The following is a 26,211-nucleotide window of genomic DNA, read 5'->3' as shown; positions in this document are numbered from 1 at the left end:
CACCAGCAGGCGCGCCAGCGCGCAGGCGGGCCCGGCATGCCTGGCCTGGCGCGGTGCGTGCGGACATGGCGGCGCAGCGCCGGGCTGGCCTGCGGCCGGTAGCGTCATCGGGGACCTGTTCAGGGGTTGCATGGCATTGTCGAAAGCGCCCGGCCGCGAACCGGGGGATGCTCAACACTTTAGCGCATTGCACATACGGCACACGGGGCAGGTGCCGCACCATTGTGGGCATTCGGGGACACATCCGCTGGCTTGAGGCCTGTGTTACGTGCCCCGGCCAAGCGCCAGCCGTCCGGCGTCAACGGAGTGGCGGTGCAGGCCGTTGAGTGAAGTATTGCGTGTCGGTCGGGTTGCGGCTGTGTGCAGCCCTGTGTCGTTTCCTTTGTCCCAATGGCATTGTTACCGCAGGAGCCTGTCATGAATGCTGTGAGAGCCAACCCCGCCAAACCAGCTGCTTCGGCCATCGCCGCTGCGCGCGCCTTGTTCAACCTGCGCGTCGGCCTGCCCATGCTGCTGGCCGCTGCGCTCTGCGTTTCGATCCCGCACCTGGCACGCGCCCAGACCGCGCCCGCCGCCCAGACGCCTACCGGTACCTGCAAGGACGGCAGCAGCTATTTCGGCGCTTCCAAGAAGGGCGCGTGCGCCGGGCATGGCGGCGTGAAGGAGTGGCACGGCGCGGCCGCCGCCAGCGCTCCCGCCGCGCCGATGGCCGCCGCCCCTGCAGCCACTGCTCCCGCCACCGCCACCACGCCCGCCATGCCGGCGGCCAAGCCGATGGCGCCTGCCGCCACCGCTGCCGCCGCCACTGCCGCGCCGGGTGGCGGGCCCGGCCAGGTCTGGGTCAACAAGACCTCCAAGGTCTACCACTGCGCCGGCTCGCGCTGGTATGGCAAGACCAAGAACGGCGCCTACATGACCGAGGCCCAGGCCACCGCGCAAGGTTTCCATGCCGAACATGGCAAGGCCTGCGGGTGAACCCCGCGCACTACGCACTATCGCCGGAGCGCATGACATGCACCTGATCTGGGTTGTTCTCATCGGCTTTTTCGCCGGGCTGATAGCGCGCATGCTCACGCCCGGGCGCGGACCGAGCGGCTTCTTCCTCACCGCCGGCCTGGGCATCCTGGGTTCGCTGGCCGCGACCTTCCTTGGGCAATTCCTGGGCTGGTACCGGCCCGGCCAGACCGCCGGCTTTGTCGGCGCGGTGGTGGGCGCCGTGATCCTGCTGGCGCTATATCACCTGGCGACGAGGCGTTAGCGCAGCTGCGCGAGTCATCCAGGCTGCTGCAAGCCGCTGCGCGCGGGTGCGTCCCGTGCGCAGTGGCGCAGCCATGCCGCCGCCTGTTCACTCTCCCGCTTTCCCGCCCCGGACGCGCATTCGTGCATTCGTCGCTTCCGACGATGCGTGCCGCGCCGTCATCCCCGAATCTCCATACCACGCCGGCTGCCGGTTTTCTGGCCCGCCGGACCAAGGCATTCCGCCACTGGCGCGTGGTCGCGCGCGCAGTCCGGAACGCATCGGCACATACGACGAAGACGTGGAGAAAAGATGGAACTCGATGCATCGGTAACGGCAGTGATCACGGGCGGCGCCTCGGGCCTGGGCGAAGCCACGGCGCGCGCGCTGGCGGCGCACGGCGTGCGCGTGGCGCTGTTCGACATGAATGCGGAAAAGGGCGAAGCGGTCGCACGCGAACTCGGCGGCGTGTTCTGCCAGGTCAACGTGACCTCCGAGGCCGAGGTAGAGGCCGGCTTCGCCAAGGCGCGGGCCGCGCTTGGGCAGGAACGTATCCTGGTCAACTGCGCCGGCACCGGCAACGCCTTCAAGACGGCATCCCGCGCCAAGGAAGCGCCCGACCAGATCAAGTTCTTTCCGTCGGACGCCTTCGAACGCATCATCCAGATCAACCTGATCGGTTCGTTCCGCTGCCTGGCGCGCTCGGCAGCCGGCATGCTGACGCTGGACGCACGCGACGGCGACCGTGGCGTCATCATCAACACCGCCTCGGTGGCGGCGCAGGACGGGCAGATGGGCCAGGCCGCGTACGCGGCCTCCAAGGCCGGCGTGGTCGGCATGACCCTGCCCATCGCGCGCGACCTGTCGGGCGAGGGCATCCGCGTCAACACCATCATGCCCGGCATCTTCAACACGCCGTTGCTGCAGGGTGCGCAGGAGCACGTCAAGGCCGCCCTGGCCGCCTCGGTACCGTTCCCCAAGCGGCTGGGCCAGCCGGCAGAGTTTGCCTCGCTCGCACTGGAGATGTGCCGCAACAGCTATTTCAATGGCGAAGCGGTACGTCTCGATGGCGCCATCCGCATGGCGCCGCGCTGATCCGCCGCCCGCATGGGCGTGACACAAGCCTGCAGCAGGACCGAGAGAAGGAGATGCCGATGGGAATGGATTTCAGCTACCTGGCCACACTGCCGCACGCTTTGCGTCACTTCGCGCTGCGGCGGCCCGATGCGGTGGCCTACGCATTCGAGGGCAGGCTCACCACGTATCGCGAGCTGGATCGCCACACCGATAGCGTTGCCCAGGCGCTGGCGGCCGGCGGCATCGGCCCCGGGGACCGCATCGGCTATGTCGGCAAGAACTGCGATCACTATTTCGAGCTGTTGCTGGGCGCGGGCAAGATCGGTGCCGTGATGGCGCCGGCCAGCTGGCGCCTGGCGCCTCCGGAGGTCGGCTACATCGTCGGCCATTGCGATGCCGCGCTGCTGTTCGTCGGGCCGGAATCGACGGAAATGGTGCGCAACCTGCTGCCGTCGCTGCCGCTGGTGCGCGCGGTGATCGCCATGGAAGACGGCGTGGCGGACTGGTCCGCCTACACGGCCTGGCGCGACGCGCATGCGCCGGTGCCGCCGGCGCACCAGCCCGCCGCGCACGACGTCGTATTGCAGCTCTACACGTCGGGCACCACGGGGCGCCCCAAGGGCGCGATGCTGACCCACCGCAACCTCACTGCCGGCACCGAGGCAAGCGAGCGCGAGGATATCCCGTGGTCGCGCTGGATCGACGACGATATCTCCCTGGTGGCAATGCCGGTGGCGCATATCGGCGGCTCGGGCTGGGGTTTGCGCAGCCTGCTGGCGGGCGCCAAGGGCGTGATCACGCGCGATTTCGATCCCGCCGCGGTGCTGGCGCTGTTCGAGCGCGAACGTATCAGCAAGCTGTTCCTGGTGCCGGCGGCGATGCAGTTCGTGCTGCGCGATCCGCGCGCGCGCAGCGTCGATTACTCACGCCTGAAAACCTTGCTCTACGGCGCGGCGCCAATTCCGGCCGCCCTGCTGCGCGAGGGCATCGAAGTGTTCGGCTGCGGTTTCGCGCAGCAGTACGGCATGACCGAAACCACCGGCACGGTGGTCGCATTGCCGCCGGAAGACCACACTACCGAGGACGTACCGCGCATGCGGGCGGCCGGCAAGCCGTTGCCCGGCGTGGAGGTGGTGGTGGTGGACTGGGAAGGGCGGCGCCTTGCGCCCGGCGAAGTGGGCGAGCTGATGATCCGCTCGCCGCAGAACATGGCTGGCTACTGGAAACAGCCGGACGAGACCGCGCGCACCATCGACGCCGACGGCTGGCTGCGCACCGGCGACGCGGGTTATCTCGACGCCGATGGCTATGTCTACATCCACGACCGGGTCAAGGACATGATCATCAGCGGCGGCGAGAACGTGTATCCGGCCGAGGTCGAGAGCGCGATCTACGGGCATCCGCAGGTGGCCGACGTGGCGGTGATCGGCGTGCCCGACGAGAAATGGGGCGAGGCGGTCAAGGCCATCGTGGTACCGCGCCCGGGCATGACGCCGGACCGCGACAGCATCGTGGCGTGGGCACGGGAGCGGCTGGCCGGCTTCAAGCTTCCGAAGAGCATCGAGTTTGTCGATGCGCTGCCGCGCAACCCTTCCGGCAAGCTGCTGCGGCGCAAGCTGCGGGAGCCTTACTGGGAGGGGTATAGCAGGCGGATCCATTGACGTGGCCACCCCGGGGACACGGAAGCGAAGCTGACGGGATGCGCCGGAACCGTTAGCAATGACGACGGCTGTGGCACCCCCTCATGGGGAGAGCAACCGGGGGAGGGCTGGAGGGGTGGTTTGGCCAGGTGCCGCAAGAACCGAAGCCAACGGCCTTGTCCAGCAGTGGCCCCCAACTGCATCGCCACATCGCAGCGCCACGACAAATCCATCAGGAACGTGTTACGTAACGCGTAACACGCAGGCCGCCGCGCAGGCACGCGCAGGCGTTGCCCGGCGAACGCGAGAAAGCGCTTCCCACCCTCCCATGAAAAGCCGCCAGGCGCAGCAGCGCCTGCCCGGGCGGGCTGGTTCTCCCTTCCCGCAAGTGCAATCCTCCCTCGCTGATGCCGGGCCGCCGGTTCGCCTGGCACACGGCTTGCAGTATGCCTTGCAACGGCGCCGCCGCGAATACCGCTCACCGTTTCAACCGGATCGGCGCGCGGCCCATGGGAGCAAGCACGATGGATTCCGCTCGCACGGTTTCCGGCAGGGGCATGTCGTGATGAATGCACTGCTGATAGAAGACAACCCGCTAGTGCGGCTCGGCCTGCTGCGCATGCTCGGCGGCATCGATGGCTTCGGGCAGGTGATCTGCGTGGATCTGCTCGAGCTGGTCCAGCTGCGCGGACAGTTGAACGACATCGCGATGGTGCTCCTCGGCATGCCGCCGGAGCCGGCGCGCGCGCGGCGGATGCTGGAAGCCGTGCGCACGGTCTTGCCCACGCAGTACCTGCTGCTGCTCGTCGACGGCGCGCCGCCGCCGTTGCTACCGCCCGACCTGGCGCGCGGCATCTGTACGTGGCTGCCCAAGCGCACCTCGCTTGGGGCGATCGAGGCGGCCATCCGGCTGGTCCTGTCCGACGACGATCGCTGGCATGGCGCGAGCGCGCCGAATCCCACCGTGCGGCTGCAGGCGCTGGCCCCGCCCCGTGGCCGCATCGATCTGCCGCGCGACGAGGCGCGCATGCTGAAGCTGACGCCGCGCCAGTACGAGGTGCTGGTATTGCTGTCGCACGGCTATCCGCTCAAGACCGTCGGCCGGCTGCTCAATATCTCGATCGCTACCGTGAAGCGCCACGTGGCACTGGTGTATCAGCGCCTGCAGGTGAGCAGCAAGAGCGAGGCGATCCATGCCGCGCGCCAGCGTGGCGCAAGGCTGCAGGGCGGCAGCTCCCGTCGCGGCGCCGCCGGCGCCTGAACGCCGGTGCCGAACCCACTATCCATTCAGGAGACTGCGATGTCCGATCACAACGTCAGGGATGCCGAGATTGCCGCCGCCATCGACGCGGCCTTGCTGCTGCGCCGCCGGCAATTCGATGGACAGCCGGCCGCCTGGCATGTGCTGTGCGAAGCCGCGCACGTGGCGACCCTGGGAGAAGCGGCACGTACGCGCTTTATCGAGCGCGTGGCGTCGAGCCGGGGCGCGGATGTCGCCTTGCGCCTGCTGCTCAAGGCCGAGTCGATCCGGGCCACCGTGATACAGGCGCTGCAAGCCGGCGAGGCCCAGGCTATGGAGCCTTTCGCCGGGTGCGCCGGCTGCGAAGCGGGCACGGCCTGCGATGCCGGCGCCGCCCGCGCGGTCCGGCGGCCGGCTGGCGCGCTGTTGCACTGAGCGGCGGCCTGGCAGGGCGGCTTCAGAGGCCCAGCACCAGCTTGGCGATGATGTTGCGCTGGATCTCGTTGGAGCCGGCGTAGATCGAAGCCTTGCGGTAGTTGAAATAGCGCGGCGCCAGCGGCGCGGCATAGTCCGGCCCGGCGCTCGGGGCGGAGGTGCGCCCCTGCTGCACCGCCCAGCCATCCTGCACGAAGGGCAGCGCATACGGTCCGGCCGCTTCCACCGCCAGCTCGCTGATGGCCTGGATGGTCTCGGTGCCAACCAGCTTGAGCATGCTGGACGCGGCGCCGATCGAGGTGCCGGAACGCACGCTGGAGAACAGCCTCAGCTCGCTCGCTTCCAGCGCCGCCGCACGCACATGCAGCTCCGCCAGCTTGCGGCGGAATGCCGGATCGTCCAGCAGGCGGGCACCATGCTCGCCGGGCTCGTTGGCCGCGATGCGCGCCACCTTGCCCAGTTGCTGGCGCAGCATTGGCCCATAGCTGCCGCCGCGTTCGAATTCGAGCAGGTACTTGGCATAGGTCCAGCCCATGCCTTCCTCGCCGATGCGGTTGGCAACCGGCACCCGCACGTTTTCAAAGAAGACCTGGTTGACTTCCTGCTGGCCGTCGACCGGGCCGTCCAGCGTGGGCAGCGGCGCCACCGTGATGCCGGGCGCGCGCATATCCACCAGCACGAAGGAGATGCCGTCCTGGCGCCGCGCGTCGCGGCTGGTGCGCACCAGGCAGAACATCCAGTCGGCCCATTGCGCGTGCGTGGTCCAGATCTTGGAGCCGTCCAGGATGTAGTGCTCGCCGTGCTGGTCGCTGCCGCGCTCGGCGCGCATCTGCAGCGAGGCCAGGTCGGAGCCGGAGTTGGGTTCGGAGTAGCCCTGGCACCACCAGATGTCGGAGCTGAGGATGGGCGGCAGGAAGCGTGCCTTTTGCTCTGGCGTGCCGTATTTCATGATCACCGGGGCGACCATCTTCAGGCCCATCGGCGATACGGTCGGGCAGCCGGCGGCGGCGGTTTCGGCCTGGAACAGGTAGCGCTGCGCCGGGGTCCAGCCCGGGCCGCCGTATTCCTCGGGCCAATTGGGCGCCGCCCAGCCGCGCTCGAAGAGCTTCTTCTGCCAGCGTACCTGGCCTTCCTTGTCGAGGTAGCCGTTCTTGGTGCGCGCCATCAGGGCCTTGAGGCCATCGTCGTAAGCCTCGGCGATCCAGGCACGCACCTCGTCGCGGAACTGCAGCTCTTGCGGGGAAAAATCGAGATTCATCGATGGGCCTCGGGATGTTCGTCAGTGCGGGGCGTGGTCGTGCGCGCTTATGCGGCGGCCGGGTAGAGCAGGTCGGCGTAGCGGCGCAGGTGGTGTTCGGCCGAACCAAACTGCAGGTCGATGGCGGTGACGCGCTTGAAATAATGCCCCACCGCCAGTTCTTCGGTCACGCCCATGCCGCCGTGGATCTGTACCGCGGCCTGGCCCACCAGCTTGCCGGCCTGGCCCGCGTGCGCCTTGGCGGCGCTGGCCGCCAGCGCGCGCTGCGCGGGGTCGGCGCCCGCCTGCATGGCGGCGACCTGGGTCAGCGCCACGCATTGTTCGAGCTGCACATACATGTCGGCCATGCGGTGCTGCAGCACCTGGAAGGTGGCGATCGGCACGCCGAACTGCTTGCGCTGGCGCGCATAGTCCACCGTATCGCCCAGCATGCGGCTCATGGCGCCGCCGGCTTCGGCGCACAGTGCCACCGCGGCCTCGTCGCTCAGCCGCTCGATCAGGGCCAGCGCGTCGCCCTCCGCGCCCAGCATGCCGCCATCCGGCACGAAGACATTGTCGAGGCGGATATCCGCCGCGCGCGAGCCGTCGACGGTGGGGTATTCCTGGAGCGTCACGCCGGGCGCGCCGCGCTCGATCCAGAACAGGCTGATGCCGTCGCGGTCGCGCCGCGCGCCGCTGGTGCGCGCGCTGACCACCAGGTGGGTGGCCCACGGCGCGGCCACCACCACCGCCTTGTGGCCGCAGAGGCGCCAGCCGCCCTGGCTGCGGGTGGCGGCGGTTTCCACGTCGTGCAGGCAATAGCGGCTGCGCGGTTCGGCGTGCGCCCAGGCTACCGTGGCTTCGCCGCCGATAATGGCCGGCAGCCAGTCGGCGGCCAGTTTTTCGCTGCCATGCAGCAAGGCGCCGCCGCCAAGCACCACGGTCGACAGATAGGGCTCGACCACGAGATGGCGGCCAAACTGTTCCATCACGATCATGTGTTCGACGGCGCTGCCGCCGAGCCCGCCAAAGCGCTCGGGAAAGGCGGCGCCGAGCAGGCCGAGCTCCTGCGCCAGCGCTTTCCAGCAGGCCGGGCGCCAGCCCGAGGGCGAGCGGATCGCCGCCTGGCGGGCCTCGAAGCCATAGTGATCGGCCAGGTAGCGCGCGAGCGTATCGCGCAGCATCGATTGTTCTTCGCTGAATTGGAAATCCACCTTGGGTCCTCGGCGCGGTTGCTGGAGTGTTTGAGGGCAACTGCCATTATGGGAAGGGGGGGCAGGGCCGCATCGTCGGATGCGACGAATCGCCCGGCCACCGGCGCGCAGGCAGCGGGGGCGGCGGCTGCGATTTGCGGCGCTGCATCAGGGTGCGTTCGTCGCTTCGGACGATGCCTGCAACGGGCGGCTGTCCCGAGAATGTGCCCTGGGGCTGCCTTTGTCGTGGCCAACTTCACCCCGGCCCGATGCTTCGACATCCGCCTGCCTCGGCATCCGCTTCCCAGTTCCGCCACACCCCACTTCCAGGAGGGTCAGCCATGCACCCGCATGTTCACGCGCAGCGCACCCCGGACAAGCCGGCCATCATCATGACCGGCGGCACCGTCGTCACCTACCGTGAGCTGGACGAGCGTTCGAACCAGGTGGCGCGGCTGTTCCGCGACCATGGGCTGCAGCCGGGCGAGCGGGTGGCCTTCCTGCTGGAGAACCATCCGCGCCTGTTCGAGCTGTGCTGGGGCGCGCAGCGTTCCGGCCTGATCTATGTCTGCATCAGCACCCGTCTCAACGTGGACGATGCAGCGCATATCGTCAACGACAGCGGCGCGAAGATGCTGGTCACCTCGCACGCGCAGGCCGCCGTCGCGCAAGGCGTGGCGGCAAAGGCGCCGGCGCTTGGCGCACGCCTGATGATGGACGGCGCCGTGCCCGGCTTTGCCGCCTATGAAACGGCGCTTGCCCAATACCCGGGCTGGCGCATCGACGACGAATGCGCCGGCACCGACATGCTTTACTCTTCCGGCACCACCGGCCGGCCCAAGGGCGTATTCACGCCCCCGGCCAACCAGCAGATCGATGTGCCGGGCACGCTGGCGCTGATGTGCCAGTCGCTCTACCAGTTCGGCGCGGACACCCGCTACCTTTCGCCCGCGCCGCTCTACCACGCCGCGCCGTTGCGCTACAACATGGCGGTGCAGCAGCTGGGCGGCACCTCGGTGGTGATGGAGCATTTCGACGCCGAGACCTTCCTGGCATTGCTGGCGGCGCATCGCATCACCCATACCCAGGTGGTGCCCACCATGTTCTCGCGCATGCTCAAGCTGCCGGAGGCGGTGCGCCGGCGCTACGACGTGTCCAGCCTGCGCTTTGCGGTGCATGCCGCCGCGCCCTGCCCGGTCGCTGTCAAGGAGCAGATGATCGCATGGTGGGGGCCGATCATCTGGGAGTACTACGCCGGCACCGAAGGCAACGGCTCCACCGCGGTCGCTTCGGCCGACTGGCTCAGCCACAAGGGCACGGTGGGCCGGGCGACGATCGGCCAGCTGCGTATCTGCGACGACAGCGGCGCGTTGCTGCCGCCGGGCGAGCCCGGCACCATCTACTTTGCCGAAGGGCGCAGCTTCGTCTATCACAACGACCCCGACAAGACCGCGCAGTCGCGCCACCCGGTGCACCCGGGCTGGACCACGCTGGGCGACGTGGGCTACGTGGACGAGGATGGTTATCTCTACCTCACCGACCGCAAGGCCAATATGATCATCTCGGGTGGCGTCAATATCTATCCGCAGGAGGCCGAGAACCTGCTGATGACCCATCCCAAGGTCCTGGACGTGGCGGTGATCGGCGTGCCCAACGAGGATTTCGGCGAGGAAGTCAAAGCGGTGGTGCAGCCGCTCGACATGGCCGAGGCCGGCCCGGCGCTGGCGGAGGAGCTGATCGGCTTCTGCCGCGAGCGGCTGTCGGCCATCAAATGCCCGCGCTCGGTGGATTTTGCCGCCGAACTGCCGCGCCTGCCCACCGGCAAGCTGCTCAAGCGGCTGCTGCGCGACCGCTACTGGGAGGGGCGGGCAGGCCGGCTGGTGTAGCCCGCCGGGTGCCGCGCGGGCGTTTACGCCATAATCAGCCGTTCGATCCCTGGCGCATGCGGCGCCAGCAGCCGGCAATCATAAGCCGGTGCCGATCGTGCGGCATCCGCCTGGTGCGGGTGCCGACGCCAACAGGAAGACACGGCGAATGGCAACAATCGAGGAGACCAGCGCGGGCCAGCGGGGCGCCGCCCGCGCCGCCACCCTGGTGGCGAAGCTGCGCCCGCCCATGCTGACCCCGTTCCAGGTGGAGCGCCGCGCCATTTGCGACGCGGTGTGCGCCGCCGGCTTCGTCAAGCTGGTGCTGGTGCGCGCGCCGGCCGGCTTCGGCAAGACCACCGCCATGCTGCAATGCCGCGCACGGCTCGACGCCGATGGCGTTGCCACCGCCTGGCTCACGCTGGACCGTGCGGACAACGACGCCACGCGCTTTCTCGGCTCGCTGGAAGCCGCCTTCGACCTGGTGCTGCGCAAGGGCGGTGCGCCGCAAGCCACCGCGGTGGCGGCGCCGCAGTCGGTCGGCGAGCAGGCGCTGGCGCTGATCGACCGCATGGCCGGCCACGATCGCCCCTTCACGCTGTTCCTGGACGACTTCGAAGCCTTGCAGAACCCCGCCGTGGCCGGGCTGGTCTGGCAGGTGGTGGAGCAGTTGCCGCCCAGCGGGCGTCTGGTGGTGGGCACGCGCTGGGTGCCCGAATCCGGCCTGGCGCGCCTGCGCGCGCGCGGCGAGCTGCTCGAGATCGAGCCGGCGCAGTTGCGCTTCACCGCCGAGGAAACCGATGCCTTCCTGCGCAGCGCGCGCGGCCTGGCGCTGCAGCCCGCTGCCATCTCCACGCTGCACCGGCGCACCGAGGGCTGGGCCACGGCATTGTGGCTGGCTTCGGTCGCGCTGGAGCGGCGCGGCCAGCCGGATGCATTCATCGCCGGCTTCTCCGGCTCCAACGCGGCCATTGCCGATTACCTGGTCGAAGACGTCTACCTGCACCTGCCCGACGCGGTGCGCGCTTTCCTGCTGCGTACCTCGATCCTCGACCAGCTCAGCGGCCCTCTTTGCGATGCCGTCTGCGGCACCGCCGACAGCGAGGAGATCCTGGCCTGGCTGGAGCGGGCCAACCTGTTCCTGATGCCGCTGGACGGCGAGCGGCATGGCGGCGGCGTGGAGCGCCCCACGCATGCCGGCATGCGCTGGTATCGGTATCACAGCCTGTTTTCCAGCTTCCTGCGCGCGCAACCCCAGCAGGCCGCGCAGGCCGAGGTGCCGGCGCTGCAAATGGCGGCCTCGCGCTGGTACGAGCAGCAGGGCCGTCCGGTGCCCGCCATCGAGCATGCGCTGGCGGCCGGGGCGGTGGGGCACGCGTTGCCGCTACTGGCGGGCACCGTTGACGAATTGCTGGCCCAGGGCCGCATGCGCCTGCTGACGCGCTGGCTCGACGCCGTGCCGGCAGGCGCCATGGCGGCGTGGCCCAAGCTGCAGATCGCCCATGTCTGGGCCTTGTCCTTCACGCGCGGTCCGGCCGACGCCATCGCGCTGCTGCAGACCATTCCGCTGGCCGGCGCCGAGGGCGACCTGCTGGCCCATGTGCGTGCCCTGCGCCACATGCTGCTGAACATGATGGACCGCTTCGACGAAGCGCGCGCCTACAGCCGCGACGATCCCCTGCCGCTGCCGATGGGCTATCCCTTCCCGGATTCCATCCTCGCCACCTCGATGGCGCGCATGGCCGCGGTCACCGGCGACTACCGCGAGGCGCGGCGCCTGCTGGGCGTGGCGCGCCAGGTGGTGCGCGGCTCGGACAGCAACTTCAACAAGATTTTCTCGGAGTCGGTGGAGGGGCTGATCGACCTGCGCCAGGGCCGGCTGCAGCAAGCGCTGGCGCGTTTTCGCATCGCCGCCAGCACCATGCTGCCGAACCGCTACGGCCCCACCAACGGCAACGCCATGGCCGGCATCCTGCTGGCCGACGCGCTCTACGAGATCAACGAGCGCGAGCGCGCGGAGCGCCTGCTCAATGTCTACGTGCCGCTGGCGCGCGACCTCGGGCTGCCCGACCAGATCATCACCGGCCATACCGTGCTGGCCCGCATTGCCTGCGAGCGCGGCGATGTCGACGGCGCGCACGAATGGCTGGCCGCGCTCGAACACCTCGGCCACCATCGCGGCCTGCCGCGGCTGGTGCTGGGCGCCATGCTCGAACGCGCGCGGCTGGCCTTGCTGCAAGGCAACCGGCATGCCGCCGGGGAGGCGCTGCAGCATGCCGCGGACCCCGCGCTATGGCGGGCCAGGCCGGGCGTGAGCGCCGTCAGCTCATTCGCCAACGATCTCGAGGACGTGGCCATGGGGCAGCTGCGGCTGGCGCTGTTCGCCGAGCCTTCGGCCGCGACGCGCCAGGCCATCGCGGCCGAACTGGCCGCCGCCGAGCGGGCGCAGCTGATGCGGCGGGCGCTCAAGCTGCGCATCCTGCTGGCGCTGGCCTGCCAGCGCACCGGCGACGCCGCGCAGGCCCTGCAGGCCATGGGAGAGGCGCTGCGCTTCGGCGCCGCCGAAGGCTTCATCCGCATCTTCGCCGACGAAGGCGCCGAGGTCCGGCGGCTGGTGGGCGAAGCCTGCGTGCGCCAGGGCGGCGCGCTGCCCGCTGCCTACGTGGAGCGCTTGCTGCAGGCTTGCGGCGGGGTGCCGGAGCCGGCGGACCCGGCCGCCATGCAGGCGCGCCACGGCCTGCTGGAGCCGCTCACGCCCAAGGAGCGGAAAGTGCTGCAACTGCTGGCCGAGGGTTTCTCCAATGTGGCGATGGCCGAGCGGCTGTTCGTCTCGGAGACCACGGTGCGCACGCACTTGCGCAATATCAGCGCCAAGCTGCGCGCCAGCAACCGCACGCAGGCGGTCGCCATCGCGCGGCAGCTGGGTTTGCTGTAGCGGTCCTCAGGCCATGTCGCGCGGCAGCAGGGCGTTGATGTCGTCATACAGCGAGCGCGGGATGCGTACGCCATGGCGCAGGCTGCTTTCGCGTGCCTGATAACGCCGTTGCGAAGGCAGCCGCGCCCCTTGTCCCACCATGGCTTCGAACAGGGTTTCCGCCCTCGCCAGTTCCGCTTCGCACTGCTCGCCAAGAAAGCGCGCCGGATCGATGGCGATGATCAGTTCGCCGCCCATCGGCGATGACCTGGTTCCCGCATCGAAGGCCAGCGAATCCACGCTGGTCATATCTGCGATCAGCGGCCCCGCAAGCAGCTCGATCATGGCCGCGAGCGCGGCGCCTTTGTGGCCGCCGAAGGTCAGCATGGCGCCGTGGTCCAGCACGGTGGCGGCATCGGTACAGGGTTTGCCATCGGCGTCGATGCCCCACCCTTCGGGGATTGGCTTGCCCGCGCGGCGATGTAACTCGATCTCGCCGCGCGCCACTGCGCTGGTGGCGAAGTCGAAGATGAAGGCCGGCTGGCGGGGACGGGGCCAGCCAAAGGCGAGCGGGTTGGTGCCGAACAGCGGCTTGCTGCCCCCCGCAGGCGTGACCCAGGCATGACTGGGCGTGCAGGCCAGGGCGACCAGGCCTGCATCGGTCAAGGGCTCGATATCCGCCCACAAGGCGGAGAAGTGCACGCAGCGATTGATACCCAGCGCCGCGATGCCCTGCGCCCGGGCTTTGCCGATCAGGCGCGGCAGCGCCATCCTGTAAGCCACCTGCGAGAAGCCTCCCCCGGCATCGGCGCGCAGCAGCGCCGGCGCCATCTCGTGGAGTTCCGGCACGGCGTCCCGGGAGACCTTGCCGGCCTTGAGCGTGCCGATGCAGCCGAGCAGCCGGTAGAGGCCATGGGAAGCGCAGCCATCGCGCTCGCCCGCCACCAGGGTATCGGCCACGCCGTTGACATGTGGCTCGCTGAAGCCATGCTGCCGCAGCGCGCAGGTGACCAGTGCGTGCACTTCCTGCAATGACAGGCGCACGGTGTCGTTTGCCCGCCGTGCCCGGTCTGGCTCCGGCGTATGCGGGGGGCTGTGCTGTTGCTGGGCGATGCGATCGTTCATTGGTGCTCCTGGTTCAGGTTGAATCAAGTCCTTGCGTCAATCGGCGCGGAAGCGGTGAACGGCAGTCCCTCATTCGTCGTCGCTGCCAAGATCGAGTTGCGCCGGGGGCGTCCCGGAACGGGCTCCCCACGCGTAAATGCCCAGGGCGATGAGCGCCACCAGCGCGGTGTCCCATGGATGGGCGACGGCGCCGATACCGCCGAAGCTGCCAAGGTAGGAGGCCAGCATGATCAGCAGATAAAAGGCGATCAGCCAGAGCGAGGAGGCCACCTGTTGCGCCAGGCTCAGGCGATGGGTCGGCACCGCGCGCCTGCAGAGCAGGTAGACCACGAACATGGCAATCTGCAAGCCGAGCAGCCAGGACACGGTACCCCAGCCGGACCAGTACACGATCAGCGCGGCGATCACGAAGGAGAGCGGGCCGAGCACGGCGAGCCCCTTTACGCGGAACGGGCGGTGCAGGCCGGGTGCGTTGCGGCGTAGCGCGGCGACGGTGACGGGCGCGACCGCGTAGCTCAGCACAAGCGCCGCCGACACGACGTTGATCATGGCTTCCCACGAGGGGAAAGGCAGCGTCCAGAACACCGACAGCGCGAAGGTGAGCCACAAGGCGGGCCGCGGAATGCCCGACGCCGCGTCGATGCGCGAGAACAGCTTGAAGAAGGTGCCGCCGCGCGTCCAGCCATAGACCACGCGTGGCGTGGCGTTCATATAGATATTGCCGGTGCCGCTCGGCGAGATCACCGCGTCCGAAACCACCAGGAACGCCAACCAGCCCACGCCAAGCGCCAGCGCGATATCGCGGTAAGGCAGCGAGAACGCCTGGCCGACGCCGGCCCATCCCGCTGACAGCATCCCGGTCGGTACGCCGCCGAGGAAAGCCAGCTGCAGCAGTACGTAGATCAGGGTGGATAGCAATACCGACAGGATCAGCGCGGTGGGAATGGTGCGCTGGGGCGAGCGCACTTCGCTGGCGACCGAGATGATCGGCGTCAGTCCGAGATACGCGAAGATGACGCCTCCGGCGGAGACGGCGGCCTGGATGCCGGACAGCCCGAACGGCGCGAAGCCGTGGACGTGCAGGTTGGCCGGCTTGAAATGCGTGAACAGCACCACGATGACCAGCAGCGGCACCACGAACTTGAACACGCTGATGACGTTGTTGGCACGCGCGAAGGTCTTGACGCTGTAGTAGTTGAGCACAAAGAAGAGGCAGAGCATCGCGAACTGCACCGCCCATCCGGGCAGCGTAGGGTTGCTCGATCCTGGCTGGCTCAGGAAGGGGAACCAGGCCGCCGCATACTGGCGCGCCGCCACCACCTCGATGGCGATCAGGCTGGAGAAGGCGATCAGCGTGATCAGGCCCATCAGGTAGCCCATCAGCTCGCCGTGGGAAAAGACCGGATAGCGGATGATGCCGCCCGCACGCGGCAAGGCCGCGCCCAGCTCGCAGTAGACGATGCCGAGCAGCAGCACGGCAAAGCCGCCCAGCAACCAGGAAACGATGCCGGCGGGTCCGGCGATGGCGGAAACATGGCTGGCCGCGAACAGCCAGCCAGACCCGAAGATCGCGCCCAGGCCGATAAAGGTGAGATCGGTCAGCGAGAGCTGCCGCTTGAACTTGCCTTGCACTGGAGACATTGGGGCTCCTTGGTCATCGAGGGGATGGCTGTCCGGACGATGCGGCCGTCGCCCGCCATCGCGGGCGGGCGGATGGCGGCAGCGCGGGCTGGCGGCGCCGTCTCAGGCGGCGAGGCCAACGTCCGGCAGCGCCGGGCGCGTGGCGATGGCCTGCGCGGCCACCGTCATGACCTCCTCCAGTGCCTTGCCCTGCAACGGTAGGCGCGGCGGCCGCGTGACCGCGCTGCCGCGCCCGGCGAGTTCCTCGCACAGCTTGATGCACTGGACCAGGTCCGGGCGCGAGTCCAGGTGCAGCAGCGGCATGAACCAGCGGTAGAGCGCCAGCGCCTCGTCGAAGCGCCTCTGGCGGGCCAGGCGGAACAGCGTCTCGCCCTCCTTCGGGAAAGCATTGGACATGCCCGAGATCCAGCCCTCGGCGCCCACGGCAATGCTCTCGAGCACTACATCGTCCAGCCCGGCAAACAGCACGAAGCGATCGCCCACGGCGTTGCGCAGGTCGATGAAGCGGCGCGTGTCGCCGGAGGAATCCTTGAAGCAGACAATGTTCTCGCAATCGGCGAGCGAGACCAGGATGTCCGGCGTGATGTCGCTGCGGTAGACCAGCGGGTTGTTGTAGAGCATGACCGGCAGGTCCGTGGCCATGGCGATGTCGCGGAAGTGCGCGGCGGCCTCGTGGGGCTTGGCGGAGTAGACCAGCGCCGGCATTACCATCACGCCGTCGACGCCGACCCGCGCCGCCTCGTTCACCATGTCCCGGGCAAAGGCGGTGGTGAATTCGGCAATGCCCGCGATGACCGGGATGCGGCCTTTGGCGGCATCTTTCGCTGCTTCGATGACGGCGAGCTTTTCCCTGGCGGACATCGATGTGTTCTCGCCCACGGTGCCACACACCACCAGGCCCGACACCCCGTCGGCGACCAGGTCGCGCATCACCTTGTGGGTGGCTTCGATATCCAGCGAGTAGTCGGCCTTGAATTGCGTGCTGACGGCAGGGAATACACCGGTCCATTGGATTGCGCTGCGACTCATATCGTCTCCTTTTGTGTACGTGGGGTGCCAGTCGGGCGGCACCTGTCCACCAGCCCTCAGGTTCGCAGTTGCGCGTCGTTCGGGCTTGAGGCTTTCCGCAAGACAGGAGGACTAAATCGGCACAACGCGAGACGGGCCCCGGGGCGGCCCCTTGCACGCTCGCCGTTCAAGCGGGCGCGCAGGGCCTGTCGGATGGCGGCCTGAACTGCCGCGGCGTCAGCCCGGTCAGGGCCTTGAACTGGCGGCTGAAAGCGCTGTGATCGGTATAGCCGCACTCCAGCGCGATGTCGGTGATCGGCATACCGGTGGCCAGCAGCTCGGAGGCCCGCTCCAGGCGCACCTTGTGGATCATCTGGCGCGGCGTCAGGTGGAAGATGCGCTTGCAATAGCGTTCGAGCTGCGCGGTCGAGAGCCCGGTCAGCGCGGTCAGCTCCGACAGCGGGATGGGGCGGCCGTAGTGCTCGCGAATATAGGTATCGACGGCCGCCAGGCGCTGGTAGGCTGGATGCGTGTCCCTGGCGAGCTGCAGGTCGTGGGAGATGCCGGCCATGCCGATGATGCGGCCGCCGCTGTCGAGCAAGGGGCGCTTGCAGGTCATGCACCAGCCTGCATCGCGCGCGGGATAGAGGTGCAGTTCAAGCTGTTCGGCGATCGCGGTGCCGGTGTCGAGCACGCGGCGATCCTGCTCCGTGTAGCGCTGGCCGAGATAAGCCGGAAACACCTCCGCGGAGGTTTTGCCCAGCAAGGGCTCCACGCGCTTGAAGCCGCAGCGGGTGGCGAGCGTGAGATTGGCGACCAGGTAGCGCGCCTCGCAGTCCTTGATGAAGAACACCACATTGGGGATGGCGTTCAGCAAGGGCGTAATGAGGGAGATCGCATTGAGCAGGCTGGCCATGTCGGCGGGGCGCTGCTGCGATATGCCCGCGCAGATGTCGACGAGGCGGGCGACGTCGATGCCGTCGTCACGGCCTGACGGCGCGGGCGGTACTTGCCGGTTCTGCGCGGCGTGCCGGGCCGGGGAGGCAGGAATGGCAGGGGATGACATTGGCGGCATATTGTCTCCTGTTGGCTTTCTTATAGGGCGAACCGCGGACCATGGGCGCCGTGCTCAGGACGGGCCCGCGCTGTCTTGCTGCATCAGTGTGCCGATGCGCGCGGGAGACAGCGGCGGCCGTGGCGTGGGCAGCGGCCAGCCGAACAGCACGCGGCTGGCGGTGGCGCAGATGCGCCCCTGGCAGGCGCCCATGCCGCAGCGGCTCTGCATCTTGGCCTGCCACGCATCCGGGTGCGCTCGGATTGCCGACAGCGGCACGTCCTCGCAGCGGCACACCAGCGTGTCGGGGCGGGCCAGTGCCTTGAGCGCCGGATCCAGCGCGAAGGTGGCCCGGACCAGGCCGGCGAACGAGCGCCAACGCGCACGCCGCGCCAGTAGCGCGCCCGCGCGGTCGTCGGCGCCCGCGGCCGCGTAGCCGGCAATCTCTCCCTCGAGCAGCGCCAGCTCGCTGCCGCCGATGCCGGTGCACTCGCCTGCGGCATGGACGTGGCGCAGGCTGGTGCGCTGCAGCGCATCCACAGCGACTGCATCCGAAGCGGCATCGAGCCGGCAGCCCAGCAGCGCGGCCAGCCCGGTGTTCGGCACCAGGCCGAAGCCGCACGCCAGGCGGTCGCAGGGCAGCTCCACGGTACTGCCGCCCTGGCGGATGCGCACGGCGCGCAGGCGGTCATCCCCAAGCGCTTCCACCACGTGGGACCGTGCGCGATAGTGGCTATCCAGCAGGGTGGCCGCTTGCGCCGCCTTGGCGGGCCAGCGCCACAGCGCGCCGGCGAAGCGCATCAGGCTGAGCAGTGACGCCTGCTCGGCGATGCATGCGATGCGCGCGCCATGGCGGCGTGCGGTGGCGGCCACCGCCAGCAGCAGCGGCCCGCTGCCGGCAATCACGAGGCGTTCGCCGTCAACCGGGGTGCCGGCCTTGACCAGCGCCTGCAAGCCACCCGCACCGGTAGCGCCGGGCAGGGTCCAGCCGGGAAAGGGGAGCAGCAGCTCGCGGGCACCGGTGCACAGGATCAGGCTGCGGAAATGCAGATGCAGGGCAGTCTCGTCGTTTTCGACCAGCAGCGTATGCGGTGCCGGTGCGGCAATGACGCGAGCCTGGGTGAACAGGGCGATGCGCGGGCGCGTGGCGATGGCCTGGCGCAGACGGCGCGCCGCGGGCGGCGGCGAGAGGCCCGGGCCATCGCGCCAGATCTGCCCGCCGGGTGCGGGGTTGTCGTCGATCAGCGCGACCGTGCACCCGCAATCGGCGGCGGCGCGGGCCGCCGCCATGCCGGCCGGGCCAGCGCCGACGATCAGCACATCGTACCGGCGCGCAGGCGGGGCGGCCGTCCGCAAGGCGTGCCGCAGTGGACCGTTCACGGTGTCCGCTCCAGTACCATGCCTTCCCGGCACACGGTCTGGCATGCCAGCCGGCGCTGGCCGTCGATGGTCATGCGGCATTCCTGGCAAACGCCCATGCCGCAAAACGGCGCGCGCGGATGGTTGCCGCAGGAGCGGCGCGCAAACGGCCAGTCGCTGCAGGCCAGGGCTGCAGCCACCGTCATGCCGGCCGGCACGCGCAGCGCGCGGGCATCCAGGACGACCGTCACGGTCTGGCCCTTGTTCAGGTTCCGTCTCATGCGATATCTCCGTGCCCGGACGAGCGAACGGTGTCCGCCACCGATGCGAAGCGGCTGAAGGCATATGGCGCGGGATCGATGGGTGGCCGATGGCCCAGCAACAGTGCCGCCAGCAGGTGCGCGCTGCCGGGCGCGGTGGTCACGCCCAGTCCTTCATGGCCTGCCGCAAGCCACAGGCCCGGCTGTTCGGGGTGGGCGCCGATGACGGGCAGCCCGTCCGGCGTGGCGGCGCGAAAGCCGGTCCAGCAGCGGATGGCATTCATGCCGGCCAGAGCGGGCAGGTAAGCGGCGGCGCGCTGGAGCATGCGCGCGACGACGCTGGCGTCGACGGCGGCATCGAGGCTGTCGAACTGGCGCGACGAGCCGATCAGCAACTGGCCTGTGGGGCGCGGCTGCACATTGAAAGCGACCGAAGTGCCGTCATGCTGATGGGCACTGGCGGCATAGCCGAGCTCCACCAACTGATGGCTGAGGCAGGCAGGGTAGCGGTCGGTGATGACGAGATGGCCCTTCTTGGCGCGGATCGGCAACGCGGGCACCAGTTGCGCGGCCTGGATGCCGTTGGCGACGACGACTGCCCTCGCCGTCAGGGTCCGGCCGTCTTCCAGCGTGATGCGATTTGCCTCGACTGTGCTGACCGTGGCGTGCCGCAGCCGGATGCGCGGCTCCGCCCGCTTCAGCATCCATGCTGCTGCGCTGGGCGCGTAGACGATGGCATCGTCCACAACCTTGAGCGCCCCCGCGAGCCCTGGCCGCAGCATCGGCTCCTGCCGGGCCAGTTCCCTGGCGCTCAGCAATGCGCACTGGATGCCGCGGGCCTGCAGCGCCGCTTGCCTCCCGATGGCCAGTTCCAGTTCCGCTTCGTTGCCGGCCACCCACAAGGTGCCGCACCGGCGATACGCGCAGTTGGCCGGCATGTCCCGCGCCAGCCTCCGCCAGAGCCCGAGCGAGGTCTCGCAAAGCTCGCGCTGGGCGGCGTTGTCGTCCATCAGCACCAGGTGGCCCATGCCGGCATGGGTGGCCCCGCCATCGCGGTTGTCCAGTACACAGACGTCCAGCCCATGCCCGGCCAGTTCATACGCACAGGCGGCCCCGACAATGCCGGCGCCGATCACGATCACATCGCCGCAGGCTTGCGCCGGCGCCCGCGTGGACGGCATCGCCGGGCTCACGTCCCGATGCCCCAGCCGAAGGGGTCGTTGTGCCCGATCAGCAGCGTGGCCTGTGCGCAGACATGGGCCCGGCCTTGGACGGTCGGGATGATGCGGCCGGCCTCGCCGGCGGGCGCATAGTGCGCCACGAAGCGGCTGCCGGTCACGCTGGCCTGGCGCCAGGGAAGGCCTGGCGCCAGCTTGCCGTCTGCCGCCAGGCAGGCGAGCTTGGCGCTGGTACCGGTGCCGCAGGGGGAGCGGTCATAGGCCTTGCCGGGACAGAGCACGAAATTGCGGCTGTCGGCCTCGGCCGCATCTTCCGGGGTGCAGAACAGTTCGATATGGTCGATCTGTGCGCCGCCCTCTGCCGCAATGCCGGCTTGTTCGAGCGCCTGCCGCACGGCCCATGCGAACGCGGTCAGCACGTCGAGATTGTCGCGGGCGATGCGCTGGCCGTGGTCTTCGACCAGGAAGAACCAGTTGCCGCCCCAGGCGATATCGCCGGTGACGCGCCCGTGGCCCGGCACATCGACTGGCACCGCATGCCGGTAGCGCCAGGCGGGCACATTGCGCACGCTGACCGATCCGTCTTCATGCAAGGTGGTTTCCACCGTGCCCACCGGCGTGTCGATCTTGTGCCGCCCCGGCGCAATGCGCCCGAGATGCGCCAGCGAGGCCACCAGCCCGATGGTGCCGTGGCCGCACATACCCAGGTAGCCGCTGTTGTTGAAGAAGATCACGCCCGCGCAGGCATCGGCGGAAACCGGCGGGCACAGCAGCGCGCCGACCATCACGTCGCTGCCGCGCGGCTCCAGCACGGTGGCGGTGCGCCAGCGGTCGTGCTCGCGCGCGAGCCGTTCAAGCCGTGCCGCCATGCTGCCGTTGCCGAGATCGGGAAAGCCGCCGATGACCAGGCGGGTGGGCTCGCCGCCGGTGTGGGAGTCGATCACCGCGATCGAACGGCTGGCGTAGCCGGAGGACGCTGGCGAGGCGCTGGCGGGGGAGGAAGGTACGCTCTGGCACATGGCGGATCTGCCGTTGGGGCGAAGTGTGGATGACCCCTAAAGCGTGGCAGAGCCGTGCGCCGCTGACTTGTCGCCTTTCCCCGGCAGCGATGACGAAATCCGCATAGTCGCCGCTCGCTGCCTGCCTGCGCGGGCTTCAGATGCCGATGAACTCGGTGAATTCCGCCAGCGGCGCGCGCGCCGCGCGCAGCCGGTTGACCGGCGCCTCCCTGTCCTCATAACCGATCGCCATGCCGGTAAACAGCATGCGCTCGGCCGGGATCGAGAGAAAGCCCGCGATCGTTTCAGGGTAGATCGCCCAGCACTCCTGCGCGCAGCTGTCCAGGCCGCGTTCGCGCAGCAGCAGCATCACGGTCTGCAGGTACATGCCGAGGTCCGACCATTGCGGCGGGCCCATGCGGCGGTCCACGCTGCAGAACAGGGCCAGCGGCGCGCCGAAGAAGGTGAAGTTGCTGGCAAACTGGGCAAGCCGGGCGCGCTTGTCCTCGCGCGGGATGCCCAGGCTGCGGTAGAGATCCTCCCCCACCTGGAAACGGCGGTCGCGGTATGGCGAAACCAGCTCGCGCGGGTAGATGTCGTATTCGGCTTTCTCTCCGCCCGGCGCGCTGGCGACGCGCTCGCGCATGGTGGCCCTGAGCCGTTCCAGCGGCTCGCCGCCCACGACGTGGATATGCCAGGGTTGCAGGTTGCCGCCGGAAGGCGCCCGCGCCGCCTGTGCGAGCACCTCGCGGATGATCTCCGGCGGCACCGGCGCGGGCAGGAAGCCTCGCACCGACTTACGGGTCTGGACTGCGGTACTGACGTTCACGCTGCTCTCCTTGGGGGTGGGCTGCCTGTGCTCAGATGAATGGCGGCTCGCTGCCCCAGTCGAAGAAGTCCGGCATATCGTGCGACACGCGTTCGGGGAAGCTGGCCGGGCGCTTCTCCAGGAATGCGCTGACGCCCTCCTTGACGTCGGCCGACTGCCCGCGCGACTGGATGGCGCGGCTGTCCAGGCGGTGCGCTTCCATCGGGTGGCTGGCGCCGGCCATGCGCCAGATCAGCTGGCGCGAGATCGCCACCGAGACCGGCGCGGCGTTGTCGGCAATCTCGCGCGCCAGGGCCTGCGCCGCCGGCAGCAGGTCTTCGGGGGCATGGAGCGAGCGCACCAGGCCGCGTTCCAGCGCTTCCTGCGCCGTGAACACGCGGCCGGTATAGCACCATTCCAGCGCGGTCGAGATGCCGACCACGCGCGACAGGAACCACGACGATGCCGCTTCCGGGGTGATGCCGCGCCGCGCGAACACGAAGCCGAACCTGGCATCGGTGGACGCCAGCCGGATATCCATCGGCAGCTGCATGGTCACGCCAATGCCCACCGCGGCGCCGTTGACCGCCGCGATCACTGGTTTCAGGCTGCGGAAGATGCGCAGCGCGACACGCCCGCCGCCATCGCGGTGCGCGGCTTCCTTGCTGGCCCCGTAGCGCTTCTCGTAGTCGAAGGTGGAGCCGCCGGAGGACAGGTCGGCGCCGGCGCAGAAGGCGCGGCCGGAGCCGGTGACGATCACCGCGCGCACGTCGTCGTCGGCGTCGGTGGCGTCGAAGGCGGCGACCAGCTCCTGCATCATCTGCGCGTTGAAGGCGTTGAGCTTGTCCGGGCGGTGCAGGGTGATGGTGGCGACGCCTTGCTCGACGGCGTACTGCAGGGTTTCGAAGCTGGGGGGAGTGGCGGAGTTGCTCATGGCTGGCCTTGGCTGCTCGAAAGGGGTGCTTGTAACGGTATTGCAGAATCGTGCGCTTGCAATCGTCGAATCCGACGAGGTGGGGAAGGCGGCGGCGCCCTAGACTGGCGCCAGGACGCCTGGCGGCCGGCTTGCGCCGAGACTGGCCATGGCCGCGGGCGGGCATGGAAGACCAAGACCGAAATCGAGATCGAGATCGAGATCGAAATCGAAATCGAAACAAGAGGGCTGGAAGGAACATCATGAAGACACGCATCACCGAATTGCTGGGCACCCGCTATCCCATCATCCAGGGCGGCATGCAGTGGGTCGGCTACGCCGAAATGGCCGCCGCGGTATCCAACGCCGGCGGTCTCGGCGTGCTGACGGCGCTGACCCAGCCCACGCCCGAGGCCCTGGATGCCGAGATCCGCCGCACCCGCGAGCTGACCGACCAGCCCTTCGGCGTCAACCTGACGCTGCTGCCCTCGATCAACCCGCCGCCCTATGCGCGCTATCTCGATGTGATCATCGAGAGCGGCATCAAGGTGCTGGAGACCGCCGGCAACAATCCGAGGGAACATATCGCGCGGGCCAAGGCAGCCGGCATCAAGGTGATCCACAAGTGCGTGGCGATCCGCCATGCGCTGTCGGCCGAACGCCTGGGCGTGGACGCGGTGTCGATCGATGGCTTCGAGTGCGCGGGCCATCCCGGCGAGGACGACGTGCCGGGCATGGTGCTGATCCCGCTGGCTGCGCGCCGGCTGGGCATCCCGGTGATCGCCTCGGGCGGCATTGCCGACGGGCGCGGCATGGCGGCGGCACTGGTGCTGGGCGCGGAAGGCATCAATATGGGAACGCGCTTCTGCGCCACCCGCGAGGCGCCGATTCACCACAACGTCAAGCAGGCCCTGGTGGATGCCACCGAGCGCGACACCAACCTGATCTTCCGCACGCTGCACAATACCGCGCGCGTACTCAAGAACGCGGTCTCGGACGAAGTGGTCAGCATCGAGCGCCAGCCGGGCGGCGCGCAATTCGAGGACGTCAAGCACCTGGTGGCCGGCGTACGCGGCAAGGCCGCGCTCGCCGCCGGCGAGACCGATGGCGGCATCATCAGCGCCGGCCAGTGCGTGGGCCTGATCGACGATATCCCGACCTGCGCGGAGCTGATCGGGCGCATGGTGGCCGAATGCCGCGAGCAGCTCGGCGCCGCTTCGCGCTACTTCGCGGCGTGAGGCGGGAAGCTCATGGCTGAAGCCAATCAACCTGCCGGCGCTCGCGCCGGGGATGCCGGGACGGTGCCGCCGGGCTTTGAAGCCATGCGTACCGTCAGCGGCTTTCTTGCCCACCTCGGGCAGCTCTACGTGGACAGCGAGCGGCGTGCAGTGGGCATCCGCATCGGTCCGCATCACCTCAATCCCCTGGGCATCCCGCATGGCGGCATGCTGGCCACGCTGGCCGATACCGCCATCGGCATGATGATGCTGATGGAGGGGGAGCGCATGCCGCCCGCGGTGACCGTCAACCTCAGCCTGGATTATTTCGAAGCCGCACGCGTGGGCGACTGGGTCGAGGCGCATGTGGCGTTCGACAAGATGGGCTCGCGGCTGCGCTTCGGCCATTGCCGCCTGATGGCCGGCGAGCGTTGCCTGTTGCGCGCCACTGCCATCTTCTCCGTGCTTGCGCCGCGCGCCTGAAGCGTTGCTGCAGGCGCCGCCACAAGCGCCGCGCAATCGTCGCTTCCGACGACGCCACAGGCCGGGCTGCTGCGCCAGAATCCACCACAGGATAGCGAGGCCCGCCGTGCCGTTCCCGGCGCGCGGCCACCACGGGTGCGTTAGCCCGGAACGACAAGAGGAGAGCACATGGCAGAGGCATACATCGTAGCCGCCGCGCGTACCGCGGGCGGACGCAAGGGCGGCAAGCTGGCGGGCTGGCATCCGGCGGACCTGGCCGCGCAGGTACTGGACGCGCTGGTGGCGCGCAGCGGCGCCGATCCGGCGCTGATCGAGGACGTGATCATGGGCTGCGTGGGCCAGGCCGGCGAGCAGGCCGGCAATGTGGCGCGCAACGCGGTGCTGGCCTCGCGGCTGCCGGAGAGCGTGCCCGGCACCTCGGTCGACCGCCAGTGCGGCTCCTCGCAGCAGGCATTGCACTTCGCCGCGCAGGCGGTGATGTCCGGCACCATGGACATCGTGATCGCAGCCGGGGTGGAAAGCATGACGCGCGTGCCGATGGGCCTGCCGTCCTCGCTGCCGTTCAAGCACGGTTTCGGCAGCTCGATGAGCCCGGCCATGCAGGAGCGCTATCCCGGCGTGAAGTTCAGCCAGTTCACCGGCGCCGAGATGATGTCGCGCAAATACGGCCTCACGCGCGACGATCTCGACCGCTACGCGCTGGAAAGCCATCGCCGCGCCATTGCCGCCACCCAGGCCGGGCGCTTCAAGGACGAGATCGTGCCGGTGGCCGTGCGCACCGCGGACGGCAGCGGCAACGGCGAGCTGCATACCGTGGACGAAGGCATCCGCTTCGAGGCCAGCCTGGAATCCATCGGCAGCGTCAAGCTGATCGAGGAAGGCGGCACCGTGACGGCTGCCAGCGCCAGCCAGATCTGCGACGGCGCGGCCGGCCTGATGGTGGTCAACGAGGCCGGCCTGAAGAAACTCGGCGTCAAGCCGCTGGCGCGCATCCATCATATGTCGGTGCTGGGACACGATCCGGTGATCATGCTGGAAGCGCCGCTGCCGGCCACGCTGCGCGCGCTGGAGAAGGCCGGCATGAAGATCGGCGACATCGACCTGTTCGAGATCAACGAAGCCTTCGCCCCGGTGCCGCTGGCCTGGCTGCAGACCACCGGCGCCGATCCGGCGCGCATGAACGTGCATGGCGGCGCCATCGCGCTGGGCCACCCGCTGGGCGGCTCGGGCGCCAAGCTGATGACCACGCTGGTGCATGCGCTGCATACGCACGGCAAGCGCTACGGCCTGCAGACCATGTGCGAAGGCGGCGGCATGGCCAATGTGACC

23 protein-coding genes are annotated in these 26,211 nt (G+C 69.1%); 11 read left to right on the top strand and 12 right to left on the bottom strand.

Features of this window, described 5'->3' with window-relative positions; all coding sequences use genetic code 11:
* Window positions 1–507 precede the first annotated feature (507 nt).
* The 6 genes from P3W85_RS35955 (at window position 508) to P3W85_RS35930 (ending at window position 5,629) form a co-directional block, all read left to right on the top strand.
* Window positions 508–975: a DUF3761 domain-containing protein gene (locus P3W85_RS35955; RefSeq protein WP_430869686.1), complete on the top strand. Its 468-nt coding sequence runs from the start codon at window positions 508–510 to the stop codon at window positions 973–975.
* 37 nt (window positions 976–1,012) lie between these two features.
* On the top strand, window positions 1,013–1,258 hold the full coding sequence (locus P3W85_RS35950) for a GlsB/YeaQ/YmgE family stress response membrane protein (protein ID WP_017226708.1): 246 nt from the start codon (window positions 1,013–1,015) through the stop codon (window positions 1,256–1,258).
* Window positions 1,259–1,549: 291 nt separating this feature from the next.
* The gene (locus tag P3W85_RS35945) at window positions 1,550–2,332 is read left to right on the top strand and encodes an SDR family NAD(P)-dependent oxidoreductase (RefSeq protein ID WP_276268271.1); all 783 of its coding nucleotides are present in this window, start codon (window positions 1,550–1,552) and stop codon (window positions 2,330–2,332) included.
* Between the two features lie 65 nt (window positions 2,333–2,397).
* Window positions 2,398–3,975, top strand: coding sequence for a fatty acid--CoA ligase (locus tag P3W85_RS35940; protein ID WP_276268275.1), 1,578 nt, complete (start codon window positions 2,398–2,400; stop codon window positions 3,973–3,975).
* Window positions 3,976–4,519: 544 nt separating this feature from the next.
* Window positions 4,520–5,215 (top strand): helix-turn-helix transcriptional regulator, encoded by a 696-nt coding sequence (locus P3W85_RS35935; protein ID WP_276268274.1) that lies wholly within the window; start codon window positions 4,520–4,522, stop codon window positions 5,213–5,215.
* 39 nt (window positions 5,216–5,254) lie between these two features.
* Complete coding sequence (locus P3W85_RS35930) at window positions 5,255–5,629, top strand: DUF7696 family protein (RefSeq protein ID WP_276268270.1); 375 nt, start codon at window positions 5,255–5,257, stop codon at window positions 5,627–5,629.
* Window positions 5,630–5,651: 22 nt separating this feature from the next.
* Here P3W85_RS35930 and P3W85_RS35925 read toward each other — a convergent pair whose 3' ends face one another.
* Both P3W85_RS35925 and P3W85_RS35920 read right to left on the bottom strand, forming a co-directional pair.
* Entirely contained in the window at window positions 5,652–6,887 is a 1,236-nt protein-coding gene (locus tag P3W85_RS35925; RefSeq protein ID WP_276268269.1) for an acyl-CoA dehydrogenase family protein, read from the bottom strand.
* Between the two features lie 47 nt (window positions 6,888–6,934).
* Entirely contained in the window at window positions 6,935–8,080 is a 1,146-nt protein-coding gene (locus P3W85_RS35920) for an acyl-CoA dehydrogenase family protein (RefSeq protein WP_276268268.1), read from the bottom strand.
* Between the two features lie 320 nt (window positions 8,081–8,400).
* Here P3W85_RS35920 and P3W85_RS35915 point away from each other — a divergent pair, with 320 nt between their 5' ends.
* Window positions 8,401–9,945 (top strand): AMP-binding protein, encoded by a 1,545-nt coding sequence (locus tag P3W85_RS35915; RefSeq protein ID WP_017224657.1) that lies wholly within the window; start codon window positions 8,401–8,403, stop codon window positions 9,943–9,945.
* Window positions 9,946–10,093: 148 nt separating this feature from the next.
* Complete coding sequence (locus P3W85_RS35910; protein WP_276268267.1) at window positions 10,094–12,859, top strand: LuxR C-terminal-related transcriptional regulator; 2,766 nt, start codon at window positions 10,094–10,096, stop codon at window positions 12,857–12,859.
* 6 nt (window positions 12,860–12,865) lie between these two features.
* Here the strand turns inward: P3W85_RS35910 and P3W85_RS35905 are convergent, their stop codons facing one another.
* The 10 genes from P3W85_RS35905 to P3W85_RS35860 all read right to left on the bottom strand — a co-directional run bounded on the left by P3W85_RS35905 (window position 12,866) and on the right by P3W85_RS35860 (window position 23,203).
* Complete coding sequence (locus P3W85_RS35905; RefSeq protein WP_276268266.1) at window positions 12,866–13,963, bottom strand: Ldh family oxidoreductase; 1,098 nt, start codon at window positions 13,961–13,963, stop codon at window positions 12,866–12,868.
* Window positions 13,964–14,032: 69 nt separating this feature from the next.
* On the bottom strand, window positions 14,033–15,604 hold the full coding sequence (locus tag P3W85_RS35900; RefSeq protein ID WP_276268265.1) for an APC family permease: 1,572 nt from the start codon (window positions 15,602–15,604) through the stop codon (window positions 14,033–14,035).
* 102 nt (window positions 15,605–15,706) lie between these two features.
* Window positions 15,707–16,633: a dihydrodipicolinate synthase family protein gene (locus P3W85_RS35895; protein ID WP_276268264.1), complete on the bottom strand. Its 927-nt coding sequence runs from the start codon at window positions 16,631–16,633 to the stop codon at window positions 15,707–15,709.
* Between the two features lie 166 nt (window positions 16,634–16,799).
* A complete protein-coding gene (locus tag P3W85_RS35890) occupies window positions 16,800–17,687 on the bottom strand; it encodes an AraC family transcriptional regulator (protein ID WP_276268263.1) in 888 nt (295 codons plus the stop codon).
* A 54-nt stretch (window positions 17,688–17,741) separates the two neighbouring features.
* Window positions 17,742–19,046 (bottom strand): NAD(P)/FAD-dependent oxidoreductase, encoded by a 1,305-nt coding sequence (locus P3W85_RS35885; protein ID WP_276268262.1) that lies wholly within the window; start codon window positions 19,044–19,046, stop codon window positions 17,742–17,744.
* On the bottom strand, window positions 19,043–19,306 hold the full coding sequence (locus P3W85_RS35880; protein WP_430869685.1) for a (2Fe-2S)-binding protein: 264 nt from the start codon (window positions 19,304–19,306) through the stop codon (window positions 19,043–19,045). Before P3W85_RS35880 ends, P3W85_RS35885 begins: the two co-directional genes overlap by 4 nt.
* Window positions 19,303–20,466: an NAD(P)/FAD-dependent oxidoreductase gene (locus P3W85_RS35875; protein ID WP_276268261.1), complete on the bottom strand. Its 1,164-nt coding sequence runs from the start codon at window positions 20,464–20,466 to the stop codon at window positions 19,303–19,305. The genes P3W85_RS35880 and P3W85_RS35875 overlap by 4 nt, the downstream gene beginning before the upstream one ends.
* Window positions 20,467–20,474: 8 nt before the next feature.
* Window positions 20,475–21,482 carry a 4-hydroxyproline epimerase gene (locus tag P3W85_RS35870; protein ID WP_276268260.1) on the bottom strand — a complete coding sequence of 336 codons (1,008 nt, stop codon included), beginning with the start codon at window positions 21,480–21,482 and terminating at the stop codon, window positions 20,475–20,477.
* Window positions 21,483–21,618: 136 nt separating this feature from the next.
* Complete coding sequence (locus P3W85_RS35865) at window positions 21,619–22,290, bottom strand: nitroreductase (protein ID WP_276268259.1); 672 nt, start codon at window positions 22,288–22,290, stop codon at window positions 21,619–21,621.
* 31 nt (window positions 22,291–22,321) lie between these two features.
* Window positions 22,322–23,203 (bottom strand): crotonase/enoyl-CoA hydratase family protein, encoded by an 882-nt coding sequence (locus P3W85_RS35860; RefSeq protein WP_276268258.1) that lies wholly within the window; start codon window positions 23,201–23,203, stop codon window positions 22,322–22,324.
* Between the two features lie 242 nt (window positions 23,204–23,445).
* Here P3W85_RS35860 and P3W85_RS35855 point away from each other — a divergent pair, with 242 nt between their 5' ends.
* The 3 genes from P3W85_RS35855 to P3W85_RS35845 all read left to right on the top strand — a co-directional run.
* Window positions 23,446–24,420, top strand: coding sequence for an NAD(P)H-dependent flavin oxidoreductase (locus P3W85_RS35855; protein WP_017229633.1), 975 nt, complete (start codon window positions 23,446–23,448; stop codon window positions 24,418–24,420).
* Window positions 24,421–24,432: 12 nt separating this feature from the next.
* Window positions 24,433–24,882, top strand: coding sequence for a PaaI family thioesterase (locus tag P3W85_RS35850; protein WP_017229634.1), 450 nt, complete (start codon window positions 24,433–24,435; stop codon window positions 24,880–24,882).
* 168 nt (window positions 24,883–25,050) lie between these two features.
* On the top strand, window positions 25,051–26,211 hold a 1,161-nt coding region (locus tag P3W85_RS35845), incomplete at its 3' end, for an acetyl-CoA C-acetyltransferase (protein ID WP_276268257.1).

Source organism: Cupriavidus basilensis (genome assembly GCF_029335485.1).
Lineage (GTDB): Bacteria > Pseudomonadota > Gammaproteobacteria > Burkholderiales > Burkholderiaceae > Cupriavidus > Cupriavidus basilensis_E.
The sequence above is the reverse complement of the archived record's forward strand: the minus strand, read 5'-3'. Positions and strand labels throughout refer to the sequence as shown.